Source organism: Pseudonocardia autotrophica, from assembly GCF_003945385.1.
GTDB lineage: Bacteria > Actinomycetota > Actinomycetes > Mycobacteriales > Pseudonocardiaceae > Pseudonocardia > Pseudonocardia autotrophica.
Window position 1 is genome coordinate 2,536,146 of the sequence record NZ_AP018920.1, and the last position, 16,341, is coordinate 2,552,486.

Genomic DNA, 16,341 nt, shown 5'->3' on the forward strand with positions numbered 1-16,341 from the left:
GACCGAGGACGTGACGGGACGATGGGTGGGCTAGGGGCGAGTCGTTGCGGTGCCGCGTAAGAGCCGGCATCCGGCGCTGGTCGTGCCGCACGGTCCACTGATGCCCTGCTCTGGGTCATCGATGTACCAGTGGGTCGCGACCAGGTGCGGATAGCGGCTGCGGAGTTGGTTGGCGTTGACGGTGTGGTCGGAGTCGGTGTGCGCGAACACCGGAAAGAACGCTCCCGGCAGGCTCGCCGCGGGCGCCGCGCCCTGCACCAGGAAGTCGAGGACCCGGTGCCGTCGCTGGTGGGGGTTGTGGGCCTCGCGCAGGGCGGGACCGCCGAGCCAGCACAGCGACCACAGCCCGGACACCGAGGAGGATGTCCGGATCCCCACCGGCACTTCTGGCAGGCGCTCTTCCGGGGGGTCGTCGACGGCGCATCCGCAGGTCTGCCGACGCTCGCCGCACGGGAACAACGTGGGCAGGTCCGCGTCAAGTTCGCGGCGGATCCATATCCCGAGCAGGGTGTCACACTGATCTGGATCGTCGCCGTAGCGACGGTGGTGGACCAGGTAGTCGCTCGCCTGCTCGACGGAGACCTCGGCGAGGTCCACGCTTCGGATCAGTAGAAGCACGCTCATGGGGTACCTCTCTTTCAAGCGGCTCTGTTACGTGGTTGTTCCGTCGGGCTCGTGCCGTGCGCCTGCGGCGTCGCGGCGGAGCCAGGTCCTCCCGCGTCGTGCCGGGTGGGACGCCGCCTTCGGGTGGTGTGGGCATGGGTGGTGTGGGGCGGTCACGGGAGCGTCTCCTGGGTGTCGGTGCTGGGGTGCCAGGGCTGCCACCCGGTGGGGGTGTAGCGGTGAGTGGCGTCCACCAAGGTGGTGTGCGACCCGGTCCTGGTCAGGGCCGTGGCGTCGAGGTGTGGGGCGGCCACCGCGTGATCTTCTGGAGACCTTCCACAGTGCTTCAGGAGTTCCACGCGATGACCGCACCCTCCAGTATCGACCCCTCCGAGTTCCTGCACGAGCAGCTGTCCCAGGCGAGTCCCGATCTGCTGCGCCAGATGCTCACCACGTTCATCAACACACTCATGTCCGCCGATGCCGACGCAGTGTGCGGGGCAGCGTGGGGCGAGCGCAGCGAGGCCCGCACGAACATCCGCAACGGCTACCGACACCGTGACTTCGACACCCGCGCGGGCACCATCGACGTAGCGATCCCGAAGCTGCGCAACGGTTCCTACTTCCCCGACTGGTTGCTGGAACGTCGCCGCCGGGCGGAGCGGGCACTCACGACGGTGGTCGCGACCTGCTATCTGCTCGGGGTGTCGACGCGGCGGATGGAGAAGCTCGTCGAGTCCCTCGGGATCACCAGACTGTCGAAGTCGCAAGTCTCGGAGATGGCCCGAGACCTCGACGGCCAGGTCGAGCAGTTCCGGACCCGCCCGCTCGACCAGGGCCCGTACACCTTCATCGCCGCCGACGCCCTGGTCTTGAAGGTGCGTGAGGGCGGGCGGGTGGTCAACGTGCACGCTCTGCTGGCCACCGGCGTCAACGCTGACGGGCACCGGGAGATCCTCGGCCTGCAGGTCACCTCCGCCGAGGACGGAGCCGGCTGGCTCGGGTTCTTCCGAGACCTGACCGCCCGCGGCCTGTCCGGGGTCCGGCTGGTCACCAGCGACGCTCATGCCGGGCTCGTCCACGCGATCGGCGCCACCCTGCCCGGCGCTGCCTGGCAGCGCTGCAGGACGCACTACGCGGCGAACCTGATGGCCGCTACCCCCAAGTCCAGCTGGCCGTGGGTGCGGGCGCTGCTGCACTCGGTCTACGACCAGCCCGACGCCACCAGCGTTCACGCCCAGTTCGACCGGGTCCTCGACGGCGTGGCGGAGAAACTCCCGACGGTGTCCGAGCACCTCGACACCGCCCGCGCCGACGTCCTGGCCTTCACCAGCTTCCCGAAAGAGGTCTGGCGACAGATCTGGTCGAACAACCCCTCCGAGCGACTCAACCGCGAGATCCGGCGTCGCACCGACGTCGTCGGCATCTTCCCGGACCGCAACTCGCTGATCCGTCTCGTCGGCGCCGTGCTGGCCGAGCAACACGACGAATGGGCCGAGGGACGCCGCTACCTCGGCCTCGAGGTCCTCGCCCGCTCCCGCGTCACCGCAGTCCCCGGCACCGGCTCCAGCAGCGAGGAGGTGACCTCAACAGACACGATCCCGGCGCTCAGCGCCTGACAGAACTAGAAGATCACGCGGTAGTCGTCACACACCACGCCAGCGGACTTGACCTAGCGGTGCCACCGGTCATCGGGGCGTTCCCGCGCGGTGAGGCCGACCCAGTCGTGGCTGAACATGTGGTGCAGTACCGTGTTGCGTGCGATGAGGGTGTCCAGCCTGCGCAAGGGCGCCTGCACGATGGCGAGCAGGCGTTGCGGTTCGTGTCGGGCGTGGTGTCCGTCGGTGAGGGACTGCCAGGGCAGGCCGGGCAGGAGGTCGCTGGTGTGGCCGTTCATGACACCCAGGCCCCCGCCGGTGACGTTGTGCAGGGTCTTGCTGCCGGCGCCGAAGGCGTGCGGCTCGATGGTGGCGAAGTAGTACTGGCTATTGATCCAGTGCGCGACGACGAGCGGCGCGGTGAGGATGGTTTCCAGGACGGTGCCAGCCGGGTCGAGGTCGGGGTCGTAGTCGTGGAGGAACGCGCGGCTGTGCAGGTTGATGCCGCGGGTGAGGGCGCGCGGCGCGATGACGAAGGCGGCGTTGTCGGCGAGACCCCATTCGGGGAAGACCTGGGCCCAGTCGCGGGCACGGGCGCGGGTGTGGCGGGCCGCGCGCCGGGGGCGGGGCCGGGTGGGTGCGCCAGGCAGGATGGCGCAGCGTTCGGCGGCCAGTCTGGTGCCGGCCGTGCGGAGATCGGCGGTGAGCGTGTCGGCGTCCCGGCGGTGGCTGTCGGGCAGGAGGTGGGCGTCCAGCAGGCGCACGGTGTCGGTGGTGGTGTCGTGTTCGGCCGGGATGAACCAGGTGTCGTCGGGAATGGTGATGCCGCGGGCGGCCAGGTGACGGCGGACCTGCGGATCGGTAGCTGTCAAGTCAACTGAGACAGTTGATCTTACTGAGTTGGCTGTAGGACGGGTTGATTGATCCACGCCTGCTCGGGCAGGCGCGGCGGGCTGGGCCGGCGACTGAATCGCTCGGGATACTGGGCGTGTGCGCGGTCGAGGACGGTCTGACGCTGAGCCCGGACCTCGGTCGCGGTGTCGAAGTGGATCGACGCCGGGGTGTGCATGCCGATGCCGGAGTGCCGATGCTCGTGGTTGTAGTGCTCGAAGAACCGCTCGCAGAACGCGCGGGCATCAGCGAGCGAGCCGAACCGGTCCGGGAAGTCCGGCACGTACTTCAGCGTCTTGAACTGCGCCTCGGAGAACGGGTTGTCATTCGAGCACTGCGGCCGGGAATGTGACCGGCAGATACCGAGATCGACCATCAGCTCCGATACCGGTTTCGAGGTCATCGACCCGCCCCGGTCGGCATGAATCGTCTGCGGGATGACGTGGTTGCGGGCGACTGCGTCGGCGAGGAAATCCTTCGCCACGACGGCATCCTCAGCGTTCGCGGCGAGCCATCCGACTACGTAGCGGGAGAAGATGTCGAGCACCACATACAGCTTGTACCACTCGCCCTTCCGCGGGCCCTTCAGCGCGGTGATGTCCCACGACCACACCTCGCTCGGGCCATGAGCGACCAGCTCCGGGCGCACCCGCGGCGGATGCGTGGCCTGGGCGCGCCGTTCCCGGTTCTGACCCGCTGCGCGGGCGATCCGGTACATGCTCGACTGCGAGCACCACCACCGGCCCTCGTCGAGCTCCCGGGCCCACACCTGCGGAATGGCCAGATCCCGGTAGTCCTCGGAGTTCAGCAGCGCGAGCACGGCGGCACGCTCGTCGTCGGTGATCGTCGAGGGCGGGAGCCGGCGCGCACGGTGCGGGCCGTGCAGCGGCCCGAGCGTCACCCCCGCCGGGTCGGCGCGGCGGTAGTGCGTGGCCCGCGACCGACCGGTCAACGCGCACGCCGCCTTGATCGACACCTCAGCGGCGCGCAACTCGGTGAACGCGCCGTTCAACGCCGCTTCCGCGGCGCCGGTGGTTCCTGGTCGTCCGCGCTCTCGGACAGCTGCTCCAAGAGCGCGTGCGCTTTTCCCATGATGTCCAACGCGGTCCGCGTCTTCGTCAGGTCGGATTCGAGTTTCGCGTTCCGGGCCCGGAGCCGTTCCAACTCGGCCGCCTCCGCCGACCGCTTCGGACGTTTCGCCGACCGCCTCGAATCGGCTACGCCCTCCAGCGCGCCGACGTCCCGGGCCCGGGTCCACTCGATCACGTGCGACGAATACAGGCCCTCCCGGCGCAGGACCGCGCCCTTCTCACCGTTCGGCGCGTTCTCATACTCCGCGACGATCGCCAGCTTGTATTCCGCGCTGAACGACCTACGCGACGGACGCGGCGACGGACCACCAGCCGACCGCGGACCCGACGACGACGCCGTCGACCCGCTGCTGCCGGCCCCCGCACCGCGACGCTCCTCCGATGACACGAGCACCAGGATCTCCGATCACGCCCTCTACTGTGAACCGCTGACTTCAACCTGTCTCAGGTGATCTTGGCAGAGAGGGGATCGTTGAGCAGGGCGGCGGCGGTGCGGGCGTTGGGCCCCCCGGGATGGCCCCCGCAGGCACCACAGTCCAGCGCGGCCTGGTAGGGGTTGTTGTCGGTATGGGCGCGGTGCCCGCAGAACACGACCAGGCGTGCGAAGCCCCGGGTCAAGCCCATCAGCGTGAGGATGGTCTCGGCGGTCGCGGCGCGCTCCTCGGGGGTGAGGACGTCGGTGATGGAGATCTCGGTCGGCGGGTCGGGGGTGATGCGGCGGGCCCCCCACGCGCGTGTGGCGCCGGCGGCGCGGGGAGCGAAGGTCTTGGCCGCGGCCAGCGGGCCGGCCAGCCAGCCGGCGGATTCGGCGAGAACGAACGGCGCCAGCAGGTCGTCCTTGGCGGTGTGCAGGGAGTGCTCAATGGCGGCGAGCACCCGGCGACCGGCGAGTGACCGCTCGGCCGCGCGCTGCCGGCCAGGGGTAGGGCGTTCGGTGACGGTGTGCCGGGGCGTGATCGGGCCCGGGCATTGGGCGCGAGCGGCACCACCGGCGAGGTCGCGGTAGCGCATGGCGACCGCGAAGAAGCCGGCGAAGCCCAGGGTCTGGTAGTTGCCGAGCGCTTCCAGGTGGCGGCGCAGCCCTTCGGAACGGGGATCGATGCAGCACACCACCTGCGCCCGCGGTGGGGCGTCGGGCTGCTCAGGCTGGTGTCGGCTGAGGGTGCGCAGCAACTGCCCCCGGTAGTGGTCCTCGTAGGCGTCCAGCCAGACCAGTGCCCGCTGCTGCAGCGGAAGGTGGTCGAGCAACCGCGCCAGTGCGCTCCGCTGCGCGGCGTCAGTGTCGGTGACTTCCAGCGCGCCCAGCAGGTGGTGGGCCCGGCCGCCCGGGTCGACGGTGGCCTGCCGGGTGTCGATCCAGCCTGCCGAGGCTGAGGTTCCCCCGCTTTGCCGGAGTGTCTGAACACTGGTTCGATCTTGAGAACCAGGAAGGAAGGCACTGGTGCCCGCACCGAAGAAGTACCCCGATGAGCTGCGCGAACGAGCGGTCCGGCTGTATCGGGAGTCCGACCCCCGCCCGACGTTCCGCGGGCTCGCGCAGCAGCTCGGGGTGCATCACGAGGCCCTGCGCAACTGGGTCCGCCAAGCGGAGGCCGACAAGGGCGAGCGCGATGATCGGCCGTCGACCGACATGCTCGCCGAGAACCGGCGGTTGGCGAAGGAGAACGCCGAGCTGCGGCGGGTCAACGAGGTCCTGCGCGCGGCGAGCGCCTATTTCGCCAGCGAGATCGGCCCGACCCGGAGGTGGTCATGAGCTTCGTCGACGCCCATGACTTCCCCGTCGGTCTCGTACTACGGGTCCTGAACATCGCGGCCTCGACCTACTACGACTGGCGCGCCCGCCGCGCGTCACCATCGCAGCGGCAGCTCGACGACGCCGTCCTGCTCGAGCAAATCGTGAAGATCCGCTCGATCAGCGAGTTCGCCACCACCTACGGCTCCCCGCGGGTCTGGCTCGAGCTGCGCCGCCAGGGCGTGCACGTCGGCCGCAAGCGCGTCGAGCGGATCATGCGCGAGCACGGCCTACAGGGCGCCCACCTGCGCCGCGGCTGGAAGGGCGGCTCGACCCGGCAGAACCCCGCCCACCGGCCGGCGCCGGACCTGCTCGAACGCGACTTCACCGCGACCGCGCCGAACCGCGTCTGGGTGGCCGACCTGACCCGGATCGTCACCGGCGAGGGCGTGTTGTGGCTGGCCTCGGTGCGTGACGCGTTCTCCAACCGGGTCGTCGGCTGGGCCACCGACCCCCGTGCGACGACCGCGCTGGTCCTCACCGCGCTCAACCACGCCCTGCGCTCGCGGGACCTGCGCCCCGGCCAGTTGATCTTTCACAGCGACAAGGGAGCCCAGTACACGGCGCTGCGACTCACCCAGCGCCTGGTCGACGCCGGTGTCGCCCCGTCGACCGGGTCCACAGGGGACAGCTACGACAACGCCCTCGCCGAGAACCTGTGGTCCACCCTCAAGATCGAGCTGCTCTACTGGCCCGGCACCACCTTCACAACCCGCCGCGACGCCGAGCACGCCCTGATCCGCTACCTCGACGGCTGGTACAACCCGCGCCGGATCCAGGCCCGCCTCGGCGGGCTCTCACCCGACGAGTACGAAGACGACTATCGTCGCACCCAGCGCGACGCCGACAGGTAACCCGCACTCCGGCGAACCGGGGGAAGCTCAGGCCGAGGCCCATGCTGTGCCGTGGGAGTGGGTGCCGGCGAGCGTGGCGGCTTCGGTGGCCAGCCGCAGCGCAAGGTAGTCGACCAGGTCGATGCCGCTGTCGGGCCGCTGACCCTGCCACCGGATGTGGGCGGCGAAGCCGGGAAGGCAGGCCAGGTGGGCCTGCAGATAGCGGGTGCGTTGGTTGTCCGGGACACCGAGCGCGGCCAGCGCCTCCAGGACGGCGTGCTCGGCGCGTTCGGGTAGGTGCCACAGCCGCGCCCGCACCGGCCGCGGCAAGGTCGCGTCGTGGGTGGCCAGGGCTCGCCAGGCGGGGTAGAAGCCGCGGTCGCGGCCCGGCATCCGCCAGGTGGACTGGCCCTCGTCCAAGAAGGCGGCGCACCACTGGATCGTGTGGGTGTTGAGCAGGGCGACCACGTCCGGGGCCAGTGCTTCCGCCGCGGTGTGGACCTGGCGGCGCGGCGGTGGGCCCGTGACGCCCTGGTGCAGGTCGGCCACCAGGAGTTCGACCGGGTCGTAGGCGCGGTTGCCGAGGGTGAGTGGGCCCTGGCGCAGCGCCGCGGGGTGGCGGCGGGCCAGCACGGCACGCAGGCCGTCGTCGGTGATCCGTCCGTGCCGCCAGGCATCCCGCAGCCACGTTTCGTCCGGAGTGACTCGTGCTCCGAGCAGATCCGCGGCGATGGTGGCCGCTTCGGCGAACGGCCGGTCCAGCAGGCCGGACAACGGGTTGACCGCGATGAAGTCGGCCAGTGGCCAGGTCGGTGCCAGAAAACCGGCCGCGTCGGCGATCTCGGTGCGCACTGCCGCCAGCTGGGTGGAGACGTCAGGGACGGCATCGGGGGCGAGGTCGGTGGCGGGGCTGGTGGTCATGGGGAGGAACCCTCCTGCGTGAGCACGGCGATAACGGTGGCGAACAGTGCGATCGTGTGCGGCCCTGGCGACCGCACGTCCGGGGCGGTGGCTCCGGTCACAGCGGCGGATCGCTTTCCGCGGTGCCGTTGAGAGCGCGGGGTCGCCTGATCACGCCCGAGGTCCTTCCAGTTGGGGGACCGGCCGCGGGCGTGGTGTCGGCACCAGCCGTGGCGGGTGCGCCCAGGTGCCGGTGTGCGTGCGCTGCTGCCCGGCTGACAGGGCCAGCACGTAGAGGCGGTCGCGCCAGCGGCGGAGACCGGTCGTGGGCGCCAGGTGGAGCAGCAGCGCGCCGGCCGCCAGCACCGCCACCACGGTCGCCAGCAACCAGGCCGGGACCGCTGCCGTGACGGCGGCGGGCAGGCTCGGGGCCAGGAACTTCGTGACCGCGCCCACCACGGCCAGGTAGCCGATCGCCGCGCCCGGCAGCACGATCACCACCGTGACCAGCGCGCCGGCGGTTGGGAGGCGCCGCAGCCAGCCCCACGCCAGCCGGGCAGCGGTGGCCACCGCGAAGATCAACAACGCCGCGCCCCCGGCATGCGGGGGCAGCCACCAGGCCGCCACCGTCACCGCCGCGACGGCGACGGCCCCGGCGAATACAGCAACCTGTGCCGCGCGCGCGGGAGCCATCCGAGGCACGGGAGGAGCCACGGTGTGGCGGGCGTAGCGTTGCACGGCGGACCCCGAACCGAGGAACAAGGCGGCTTTGAACAGCCCATGCGCCACCAGGTGCACCACCGCCGCGGCGTAGAGGCCCAGCCCGCAGGTCATCAGCATGAACCCCATCTGCCCGATCGTGGAGTGCACCAGCGCACCCTTGATGTCGGGACGGGCCAGCATGATCGCGGTGGCGGCCACGACGCTGGCGACTCCGATGGCGAACGCCAGGTGTGTCGCCACCGGCGCGGCACCGAAGATCGGCCACAGCTTCACCAGCAGCACCCCGCCGGCGTTGACCACGCCGGCGTGCAGCAGCGCCGAGACTGGGGTCGGTGCCGCCAGGGACGCGGGCAGCCAGCGGTGCCACGGCAACTGGGCACACCGCGCGGCCGCGGCAACCACCAGCGAACAGGCCACCGCCGTGCCCACCGCGCCGCCGACCGCCACGTCGCCTTGGTGGCGTAGGTCGAGATCACCCCAGGCAGCGACCGCGAGGACAACCCCAACCCACAACGCGGCGTCCCCGACGAGGACGGCACGTGCGGTACGGCGGGTGGCGTCAACGGCCGACGGAGCCGGCCGATACACACCCACCAGCCGACACAAGATCACCCCGGTCAGCGACCACGCCACCGCCAGGGTGACAAGAGTCGCCGCGGTCACCATGACCGTGGTCGCGGCGGTCAGCGCCCCAGCCGCGACAGCGAACCTGGCCGCCGCTGGGTCACCACGCAGGTAGCGGCGGGCGAATGCCTGGACCACGGCGCTGACCGCGCACACCAACAGCAGCACGATCGCCCCGACGTGGTCGAGCACCAGCCCGGTCCAGGCTCGCCCGTCCGGGTTGGCCAGAACCATCGCCACCGGCCCGCCGTCCGCCACCGTCACGGCTAGCGTCCCCGCCAGCGCGGCGGCTAGCACTGCCGCGCCGGCGCCCAGCGCGGGCGCCAGGGCCCGCAGGCAACGGACCGATCCGGCCGCGGCCGCGACAGCGGGAAGGGCCACCACGGCGAGCAGCAACACCCCCGTCACGCCGTCGTACCTCCCGCCGCCGCGCGCTCCGCCGCGCCGCGCGTCGCCGGGGTTCCGGTGACGTCGGTGGCGGGCGGCTCAGCGCCGGTGCCCGCCGCGGGCTCGGGGGTCGGGTCGAGGTGTTCCAGGCAATGCGGAGGCAAGGCACGCCCGTCGAAACCGCCGACCCGCACCCGAACGAAGTCATCGCGGACCACGCAGTACAGCGACCGCCCTCGTTCCAGCTCGCGGGCGATATAGATGCCCACGCTCTGCGCGGCCCCTCGCCGCGCGCCCGGCGAGCTGGTGTCGATCACCACGTCCGGCGGCGGCGAGCCCCACCGGTGCGCCCAGCGCCGCGACATTTCACCGGCCGCAGGCTCGCCGGCGGTCAGCACGCGCGTCGTCTCGGCGTCGACCACCGCGCCCACCTCTCTCAGCACGTTCTCCCACGGGTGCGCCATCTCCTTGTCGCCCATGACACCCACCTCCCAAGCACGTCACCGGTAACACGTGTTCTAATACGCGACATGAATCATACGACATCGGTGACGTGTATTGGCAAGCGTGACTCGCGTTACCCCGGTCGAGGTAGAGTTACGGCCATGCAGGAGTGGATGTTTCTGACGAATCACGCCCACGTCCTGCTGTGCGTGGTGCGTGATCCACAAGCTCGGTTGCGGGATGTCGCCGAGCAGGTGGGCATCACCGAGCGGGCCGCGCAGCGCATCGTGGCCGACCTGGTCGAGGCGGGCTACCTGGAACGCACCCGGGACGGGCGGCGCAACCGGTATCGGCTGCACCCGGACTTGCCGCTGCGGCACCCCATGGACCGCGACACCGCCATCGGGCAGCTCGTGGCCCTGCTCACCGGCATCGACATCCGGTCCGGCGACGTCGCGTGATGCTCGCCGTGCACCCCTACGCGGGCGCACAGGTCGCACTGGCCACCCGACACGGCAAGCAGCGGGCCCTCGCTGCCGCTCTGGCGCGTATCCCCGGCATGCGCCTCGTGCTCGCCCACGACGTCGATACCGATCGGCTCGGCACCTTCACAGGTGAGATCCCCCGCACCGGGTCGGCGGCTGAGACGGCGGTCCGCAAAGCGCGCCTCGCGATCGAGTCGACCGGCCTCGGGCTCGCCGTGGCCAGCGAAGGTTCCTTCGGCCCGCACCCGGTCGCGCCGATGCTGAGTGCTGGCCAGGAGATTCTCGCCTTTCTCGACATCGCTCGGGATGTGTGCGTCCTGGAGCGCCGAACCACACCGACGAACTTCAGCCATACCACGACCCGCCGCATCGACGAGGCCACTGACGCCTTCCTGGCGCGCGTCGGTTTCGGCGGCCACGCGGTCATCGTCCGCCCTCACACCCCCGCCGACGCGCGGGCCCCAGGCCCCATCCGCAAGGGCATCCAGACCCGCGCCGACCTCGACGCGGCGATCAGCGAGTGCGCCGCGCACTCCACCGATGGCCTGGCTCGACTGGAGACCGACATGCGCGCGCACGTCAACCCCACCCGTATGCGTGAGATCAGCGTGCTCGCCCACCAGCTCGCCTCGCGTCTGGCCACCCTGTGCTCGGCCTGCGGCACCCCCGGATACGGCCCGGTGGACCGCGAACCTGGTCTGCCCTGCGGCACGTGTGGCGAGCCCACCAGCCTCACCCTGGCAACAATCCACGGGTGCGCCCACTGCCCGCACCGCAGTCGCCACCCCCGCGATGACTGCCAACGCCGTGCCGATCCCACGTTCTGCGAGTGCTGCAACCCTTAACCCGGTACATCACCCCGCGGACCCACCCCGCTGTGCGCCCGAAGGAGCGTCACCCCATGATCCCCCTGACCGCCGCCGAGATCGCGGCAGCCACCGACGGCCACCTCGTCCCGGGGACCGACCCGTCGCTGCTGGTGACCGCACCCGCCAGCATCGACTCCCGCTGGATCCACCCCGGCGGCGTTTTCGCCGCTCTCCCCGGCCGGCGCACCGACGGGCACTACCACGCTCCCGCGGCCCTCGCCGCGGGAGCCGCCCTGGTGCTGGCCTCACGCCCGGCAGCCGCCCCGGCCGTCCAAGTCGCCGACGTCACCCGCGCGCTCGGCGACCTGGCTCGCCACGTCGCGGGCCGACTGCCGGCGACCGTGATCGGCATCACCGGGTCGAACGGCAAGACCACGACCAAGGATCTCGCCACCCAGGTCCTGGCACACCACGGCCCGGTCACCGCCACCCGGGGTTCCTTCAACAACGAACTGGGCTTCCCCCTCACCGTCCTGCGCGCCACCCCCGACACGCGCTACCTCATCCTGGAAATGGGCACCCGGGGCCGTGGGCACCTCAGCTACCTGTGCGGTCTGGTCACGCCCCACGTGGGGGTCGTGCTCAACGTCGGCACCGCCCACCTCGGCCAATACCCCGACGGGCAAGCCGGCATCGCCGCGGCCAAGAGCGAACTGCTCACCGGACTCCCCCCGGCCGACCACGGCGGGCTGGCCATCCTCAACGCCGACGACCCGCTCGTCGCCGCGATGGCCCCGCTCACCCCCGCCCGCACCCACTGGTGGAGCCAACACCCCCACCCCACCAGCGTGCACGCCCGGGAAGTGCACGTCACGCCCCACGGCCGAGCCTGCTTCACCCTGCACACCCCCGAAAGCACCGCACCCGTCACGCTCCGCCTGACCGGCCGGCACCACGTCGGCAACGCCCTCGCCGTCGCCGCCCTCGCCCACGGACTCGGCCTCGACCACCACACCATCGCCCACGCCCTGAGCGCCGCCGAACCCACCAGCGGCGGCCGCATGCAAACCATCGTGCGCGGCGACGGTGTCACGCTCCTCCACGACGCCTACAACGCCAACCCCGACTCCATGGCCGCCGCGCTGACCACCCTGAGCACCATGCCCGCCCGCCGCCGAATCGCCGTCCTCGGCGAGATGGCCGACCTCGGCGACCACGCCGCTGGCGCCCACCACCACCTCGGCGTGCTCGCCGCGCGCGCCGACCTCGACGTCCTGATCACCATCGGCACCCAGACCGCGCCCCTGATCGCCGACGCGGCTGGCACCGGGCACAGCACTCTCGACATCATCGCCGTCCCCGATAGCCAGGACGCCCACGACGTGCTAAGTCGAATCCTTCGTCCCGACGATCTCGTCCTGATCAAAGCATCCCGCGCCGCCCACCTCGAACACCTCGTCACCGCGCTCAGCAACCGCTGAACCGGCTGACGTCGCGGCCGGTCTGGCGGCGCGGCCCGGCCGCTCGGCGGAGCCGATCCGCGATCGCCAATCCGGGCCCGTCCGGGGCAGGAACCGAGGCCACCACGACCTCGCACCCATGCCGGTCAAAGTCACGGAGAAACTCAAAAAGCCGCCGCGCGTACCGCGCACCCGAGTCTGGCACCGCGATAACGCGCGCGGGTGCTGCCGGGCCAGCGCCGGTTGAGTCGTCCTGGGTCTGATGGAGGCCCGTTCTATGGGATTTCGACCGTTTCGTGGTCGTCCCGTTGGGCAGCGTCGAACGCCTGCTCGAACTCGGCTGGCGGCCGGTCGTCGAGGTAGCCGTGCAGACGCGCGGTGTTGTGCCAGTGCACCCAGCCCAGCGTGGCGAGCTCGACATCGGCGACGGTCTTCCACGGCTGTTGCCGCGCAGGACCGCGGATGAGTTCGGCCTTGTAGTAGCCGTTCACGGTCTCGGCCAGGGCGTTGTCGTACGAGTCGCCGACCGAACCGATCGACGGCACGGCGCCGATCTCGGCGAGCCGCTCGCCGTAGCGCACCGACGTGAACTGCGACCCCGCATCGGAGTGACACCGCAGCCCGTCCAGCTCCGTGCCCCGTGACCAGCGGGCCATCTCGATCGCGTCGAGCACCATCGTGGTGCGCATGTGCGAGGCGACCCGCCACCCGACGATCGTGCGGGAGAACGCGTCGACGATGAAACACACGTAGGCCACCCCGGCCCAGGTCGGAACGTAGGTCAGATCTGTGACCCACAGCTGGTCGGGCGCCTCGGCCTCGAAGCGGTGCCGCCGCTCATCTGAAAGTGACCACTGCTGATCAGTGGAAGTGACCACCCTTGCGACCCGCCGACTGAGATCCACCACCAGTAGGCGGGCCCCCTCGACGCTCCGGTTGAACCGGCCGGAAGTCGTCGAGGGAGCCCACTCGGGATGCTCGCATGGGAGTCGTACGTGGAAGCACAAGCACTACGCGCGCAGGGATGGACGATCTCCGCGATCGCCCGGCATCTGGGCGTCACACGGGTGACCGTGCGCCGCTATCTGAGCGGCGAACACACGCCGGGGCAGCGGGCCCGCAGCGTGCCGGATCCGTTCGAGGGGTTCGCCGAGTACTGCCGGCTGCGGCTCGGTGCGGACCCGCATCTGTGGGCGACCACGTTGTTCGACGAGGTCACCGCGCTGGGCTATGCGGGCTCGTATCCCTCGTTCACGCGCGCGCTGCGCGCCCGGGAGCTGCGCCCGGCCTGCGAGCCGTGTCGGTCGGGCAAGACCAGCCAGCGGGCGGTGATCGCCCATCCGCCGGGCGCCGAGACCCAGTGGGACTACCTGGAGCTGACCGACCCGCCCGCGCACTGGGGGTTCGCCGGCAGCGCGTTCGTGCTGCTCGGGGTGCTGGCGCACTCGAGCCGGTGGCGGGGCTGGATCACCGAGTCGCTCGATCAGCCGCACCTGATCGAAGGCCTCGACCAGGTCGTCGGCCGTCTCGGCGGGGTGACGCGGCGGTGGCGGTTCGACCGGATGTCCACGGTGTGTCATCCCGGCTCGGGCCGGCTCACGGTCAGCTTCGGACCGGTGGCGGTGCACTACCGGGTCGGGATCGACATCTGCCCGCCGCGGCACGCCTGGCGCAAGGGCGCGGTGGAGAAGAGCGCGCACGTGATCGCCCAACGCTGGTGGCGCACCCTGGCCGACGACACCACCCTCGCGGGGGCCCAGGCCGGGCTGGACCGGATCTGCGCCCGCCTCGACGGACGCCGCCGCGCCGACGCCGACGGGGGCAAGACGACCGTGGGCGCGCTGGCCGAGGCCGAGCCGTTGCGGGCGGCACCGGCGCCGCTGCCGGCGGTGCTGAGCGTCGAGCGCACCGTGTCCGAGCAGGCCCTGGTCGCGTTCCGCGGCAACCGCTACTCGATCCCACCCGGGCACACCGGCGAGATCGTGACCGTTCGCCACCAACTCGGCACCCCGGCACTGGACATCGCCACCGCACGCGGTGTCGCGCTGGCGCATCACCTGCGGTCCCCGGACGGAGCCGGCGCACTGGTGCGCCTCGACGAACACGTCGACGCCATGACCCGGGTGGTGCTCGCCGAGTTCACCGACCGCGCGCCCTGCCCGCGCAAGCACCGCCGCCCACCCACCGCCGACGCCCTGGCCGAAGCGGATCGGATCCGCCACGCCCAGGCCGGCCCGGCCAGCGGCGAGCAGGTCGTCATCGACTTCGACGCCTACGCCTCCGGCACCCGCCCGCTGCGCGGACGCGCCCACACCGGCGAGACCAGCGGACAGGATGGGCGGGAGAGCTCATGAACACCCACCGGCCCGACCATGCGGTCAACCAGGCTGAACCCGACGGCTCGAGCGAGGCGGCGACCTATCAGCGGCTGCGCGCTCACCTGGAGGTCCTCAAGCTGGGCACGGCCGCCGAGGCGTTGACCGGGGTGCTCGACGCCGCCCGCGCCGAGCAGCTCTCGCCCACCGCGGTGATGGAACGGCTGCTCGGGCTCGAGGTCTCCCACGCCGAGGCCCGTCGGTTGGCCGGCAGGTTGCGGTTCGCCTGCCTGCCGCACTCCTGGACCCTGGACGAGTTCGACTTCGCCGCCCAACCCGGGGTCGACGAGAAACTCGTGCGTGAGCTCGCGGCGCTGCGCTTCCTCGACGACGCCGGCAACGTCCTGTTCGTCGGTCCACCCGGCACCGGCAAGACGATGCTCGCGGTCGCACTCGCCCGGGCCGCGGTCGATGCCGGGCACCGGGTCTACTTCACCACCGCCGCCGAACTGGCCAAACGCTGCCGCAAGGCCGCCTTGGAAGGACGCTGGGCCACCGCGATGCGGTTCTACTGCGGCCCCCGGCTGCTGGTGATCGACGAGTTCGCCTACTCCCGCACCGCGCCGGACCCGGACGCGAACGCCGCCCTGTTCGAGGTGATCAACCGCCGCTATCTGAAGTCGTCGACGATCGTGACCAGCCACGCCGGAGTGGCCAGCTGGGGTGACCGGCTGGCCGACCCGATGCTGGCCGCCGCGCTGCTCGACCGGCTGCTGCACCGGGGCATCGTCGTCGCCATCGACGGGCCCTCCTACCGGATGCGGGCCCACCAGCAACGCAGTAACCAACTCCGGCTGGCGCTCGGCGAGCACGACCCGACCGGGCAGGGCCGATCATGACCATCCTGGGCGAGCACCCCTGCCCGGCCTGCGGCCGGCAGGTCACCGTGACCCGACGCAACCCCAACCGCCGGTTCTGCTCCTCGCGCTGTCGAGCCGCGCATCACCGCGACCACCCGCACACCGCCCCGGACGTCGTCCCGGACGCCGTTCCCGGCTCGTTCAACACCGCGAACGCCGTCACGCGCGATGCCCTCACCAGCCCGAACGGCGACCACGCCGTTCCCGACGCCGTCCCGAACGCCGTCCCACCCGGGCACGCCGTTCCCGCCGCGAACGGCGTCCAACGCTGCCCGCACTGCCGCACCGAGCTGGCCGTCATCACCGTCGTCGTCCCCGCCGGCGCCGCCCACATCCGCACCCCGGAGGTGACCCACATGACCCCGACCTGACCACTACTCTGGCCGCGCCAGGGTGGTCACTTCCACCGATCAGAACTGGTCATTTTCGCTGAGCGCCAGCAGCCGCGGGGGGCGTTCACTGCGGC

General features: G+C 71.3%; 19 protein-coding genes and 1 pseudogene. 9 read left to right on the top strand and 11 right to left on the bottom strand.

From position 1 onward, the window contains the following. Window positions 1–30 precede the first annotated feature (30 nt). Complete coding sequence (locus tag Pdca_RS11985) at window positions 31–597, bottom strand: hypothetical protein (protein WP_125911372.1); 567 nt, start codon at window positions 595–597, stop codon at window positions 31–33. A 179-nt stretch (window positions 598–776) separates the two neighbouring features. Beyond that, complete coding sequence (locus Pdca_RS35515) at window positions 777–917, bottom strand: hypothetical protein (RefSeq protein ID WP_166665940.1); 141 nt, start codon at window positions 915–917, stop codon at window positions 777–779. Between the two features lie 48 nt (window positions 918–965). On the opposite strand from Pdca_RS35515, the gene Pdca_RS11990 reads away from it, so the two are divergent. Further along, window positions 966–2,222 (top strand): IS256 family transposase, encoded by a 1,257-nt coding sequence (locus tag Pdca_RS11990; RefSeq protein WP_125911373.1) that lies wholly within the window; start codon window positions 966–968, stop codon window positions 2,220–2,222. Window positions 2,223–2,275: 53 nt separating this feature from the next. Here Pdca_RS11990 and Pdca_RS11995 read toward each other — a convergent pair whose 3' ends face one another. The 4 genes from Pdca_RS11995 to Pdca_RS12010 are packed head-to-tail and all read right to left on the bottom strand — an operon-like array spanning window position 2,276 to window position 5,539. Beyond that, window positions 2,276–3,130, bottom strand: coding sequence for a putative inorganic carbon transporter subunit DabA (locus tag Pdca_RS11995; RefSeq protein WP_232021537.1), 855 nt, complete (start codon window positions 3,128–3,130; stop codon window positions 2,276–2,278). Next, window positions 3,094–4,104, bottom strand: a complete 1,011-nt coding sequence (locus Pdca_RS12000) for an IS3 family transposase (RefSeq protein WP_125911267.1) — start codon at window positions 4,102–4,104, stop codon at window positions 3,094–3,096. Before Pdca_RS12000 ends, Pdca_RS11995 begins: the two co-directional genes overlap by 37 nt. After that, the gene (locus Pdca_RS36060) at window positions 4,101–4,577 is read right to left on the bottom strand and encodes a transposase (protein WP_179956585.1); all 477 of its coding nucleotides are present in this window, start codon (window positions 4,575–4,577) and stop codon (window positions 4,101–4,103) included. The genes Pdca_RS12000 and Pdca_RS36060 overlap by 4 nt, the downstream gene beginning before the upstream one ends. Before the next feature lie 50 nt (window positions 4,578–4,627). Next, a complete protein-coding gene (locus Pdca_RS12010) occupies window positions 4,628–5,539 on the bottom strand; it encodes a putative inorganic carbon transporter subunit DabA (RefSeq protein ID WP_331852686.1) in 912 nt (303 codons plus the stop codon). 85 nt (window positions 5,540–5,624) lie between these two features. Here Pdca_RS12010 and Pdca_RS12015 point away from each other — a divergent pair, with 85 nt between their 5' ends. Together Pdca_RS12015 and Pdca_RS12020 are read left to right on the top strand one after the other, a co-directional pair. Beyond that, window positions 5,625–5,936, top strand: a complete 312-nt coding sequence (locus Pdca_RS12015; RefSeq protein WP_166665856.1) for a transposase — start codon at window positions 5,625–5,627, stop codon at window positions 5,934–5,936. Next, window positions 5,933–6,829 (top strand): IS3 family transposase, encoded by an 897-nt coding sequence (locus tag Pdca_RS12020; protein ID WP_125911301.1) that lies wholly within the window; start codon window positions 5,933–5,935, stop codon window positions 6,827–6,829. The genes Pdca_RS12015 and Pdca_RS12020 overlap by 4 nt, the downstream gene beginning before the upstream one ends. 27 nt (window positions 6,830–6,856) lie before the next feature. Here Pdca_RS12020 and Pdca_RS12025 read toward each other — a convergent pair whose 3' ends face one another. From Pdca_RS12025 to Pdca_RS12035, 3 genes are all read right to left on the bottom strand, one after another. Further along, window positions 6,857–7,729 carry a putative inorganic carbon transporter subunit DabA gene (locus Pdca_RS12025; RefSeq protein WP_141287136.1) on the bottom strand — a complete coding sequence of 291 codons (873 nt, stop codon included), beginning with the start codon at window positions 7,727–7,729 and terminating at the stop codon, window positions 6,857–6,859. A 150-nt stretch (window positions 7,730–7,879) separates the two neighbouring features. Next, window positions 7,880–9,463: a proton-conducting transporter transmembrane domain-containing protein gene (locus Pdca_RS12030; protein WP_085916846.1), complete on the bottom strand. Its 1,584-nt coding sequence runs from the start codon at window positions 9,461–9,463 to the stop codon at window positions 7,880–7,882. Then, the gene (locus tag Pdca_RS12035; protein ID WP_085916847.1) at window positions 9,460–9,921 is read right to left on the bottom strand and encodes a hypothetical protein; all 462 of its coding nucleotides are present in this window, start codon (window positions 9,919–9,921) and stop codon (window positions 9,460–9,462) included. Before Pdca_RS12035 ends, Pdca_RS12030 begins: the two co-directional genes overlap by 4 nt. A 138-nt stretch (window positions 9,922–10,059) precedes the next feature. On the opposite strand from Pdca_RS12035, the gene Pdca_RS12040 reads away from it, so the two are divergent. From Pdca_RS12040 to Pdca_RS12050, 3 genes are read left to right on the top strand one after another with little or no spacing between them, the layout of a single operon-like run. Next, complete coding sequence (locus tag Pdca_RS12040; RefSeq protein WP_307724091.1) at window positions 10,060–10,347, top strand: helix-turn-helix transcriptional regulator; 288 nt, start codon at window positions 10,060–10,062, stop codon at window positions 10,345–10,347. After that, entirely contained in the window at window positions 10,347–11,216 is an 870-nt protein-coding gene (locus Pdca_RS12045; RefSeq protein WP_085916850.1) for a DUF6671 family protein, read from the top strand. The genes Pdca_RS12040 and Pdca_RS12045 overlap by 1 nt, the downstream gene beginning before the upstream one ends. Before the next feature lie 32 nt (window positions 11,217–11,248). Then, window positions 11,249–12,661 carry a UDP-N-acetylmuramoyl-tripeptide--D-alanyl-D-alanine ligase gene (locus Pdca_RS12050; protein ID WP_232021539.1) on the top strand — a complete coding sequence of 471 codons (1,413 nt, stop codon included), beginning with the start codon at window positions 11,249–11,251 and terminating at the stop codon, window positions 12,659–12,661. On the opposite strand, the gene Pdca_RS12055 is transcribed toward Pdca_RS12050, so the two are convergent. Together Pdca_RS12055 and Pdca_RS12060 are read right to left on the bottom strand one after the other, a co-directional pair. Beyond that, window positions 12,648–12,956 (bottom strand): Sua5 family C-terminal domain-containing protein, encoded by a 309-nt coding sequence (locus Pdca_RS12055; protein WP_085916851.1) that lies wholly within the window; start codon window positions 12,954–12,956, stop codon window positions 12,648–12,650. The genes Pdca_RS12050 and Pdca_RS12055 overlap by 14 nt on opposite strands. Further along, window positions 12,916–13,533 (bottom strand): annotated as a pseudogene (locus Pdca_RS12060) (IS3 family transposase); the annotation flags it as partial. The pseudogene Pdca_RS12060 and the gene Pdca_RS12055, both read right to left, overlap by 41 nt. A gap of 81 nt (window positions 13,534–13,614) precedes the next feature. On the opposite strand from Pdca_RS12060, the gene Pdca_RS12065 reads away from it, so the two are divergent. Genes Pdca_RS12065 through yacG form a run of 3 tightly spaced genes read left to right on the top strand, consistent with a single transcriptional unit; the run spans window position 13,615 to window position 16,246 of the window. Further along, complete coding sequence (locus Pdca_RS12065) at window positions 13,615–14,994, top strand: Mu transposase domain-containing protein (protein ID WP_085916918.1); 1,380 nt, start codon at window positions 13,615–13,617, stop codon at window positions 14,992–14,994. Then, complete coding sequence (gene istB / locus Pdca_RS12070; protein WP_085916919.1) at window positions 14,991–15,854, top strand: IS21-like element helper ATPase IstB; 864 nt, start codon at window positions 14,991–14,993, stop codon at window positions 15,852–15,854. The genes Pdca_RS12065 and istB overlap by 4 nt, the downstream gene beginning before the upstream one ends. After that, on the top strand, window positions 15,851–16,246 hold the full coding sequence (yacG, locus tag Pdca_RS12075) for a DNA gyrase inhibitor YacG (RefSeq protein ID WP_085916920.1): 396 nt from the start codon (window positions 15,851–15,853) through the stop codon (window positions 16,244–16,246). The genes istB and yacG overlap by 4 nt, the downstream gene beginning before the upstream one ends. Window positions 16,247–16,341: the final 95 nt, after the last annotated feature.

Bases quoted from the DNA above. Each gene is read 5' to 3' on its own strand.
- Pdca_RS12065 (WP_085916918.1), top strand. From the start codon at position 13,615: ATGCTCGCATGGGAGTCGTACGTGGAAGCACAAGCACTACGCGCGCAG.
- Pdca_RS12020 (WP_125911301.1), top strand. From the start codon at position 5,933: ATGAGCTTCGTCGACGCCCATGACTTCCCCGTCGGTCTCGTACTACGG.
- Pdca_RS12040 (WP_307724091.1), top strand. From the start codon at position 10,060: ATGTTTCTGACGAATCACGCCCACGTCCTGCTGTGCGTGGTGCGTGAT.
- Pdca_RS11990 (WP_125911373.1), top strand. From the start codon at position 966: ATGACCGCACCCTCCAGTATCGACCCCTCCGAGTTCCTGCACGAGCAG.
- Pdca_RS12035 (WP_085916847.1), bottom strand. From the start codon at position 9,921: ATGGGCGACAAGGAGATGGCGCACCCGTGGGAGAACGTGCTGAGAGAG.
- Pdca_RS12045 (WP_085916850.1), top strand. From the start codon at position 10,347: ATGCTCGCCGTGCACCCCTACGCGGGCGCACAGGTCGCACTGGCCACC.
- istB (WP_085916919.1), top strand. From the start codon at position 14,991: ATGAACACCCACCGGCCCGACCATGCGGTCAACCAGGCTGAACCCGAC.
- yacG (WP_085916920.1), top strand. From the start codon at position 15,851: ATGACCATCCTGGGCGAGCACCCCTGCCCGGCCTGCGGCCGGCAGGTC.
- Pdca_RS12025 (WP_141287136.1), bottom strand. From the start codon at position 7,729: ATGACCACCAGCCCCGCCACCGACCTCGCCCCCGATGCCGTCCCTGAC.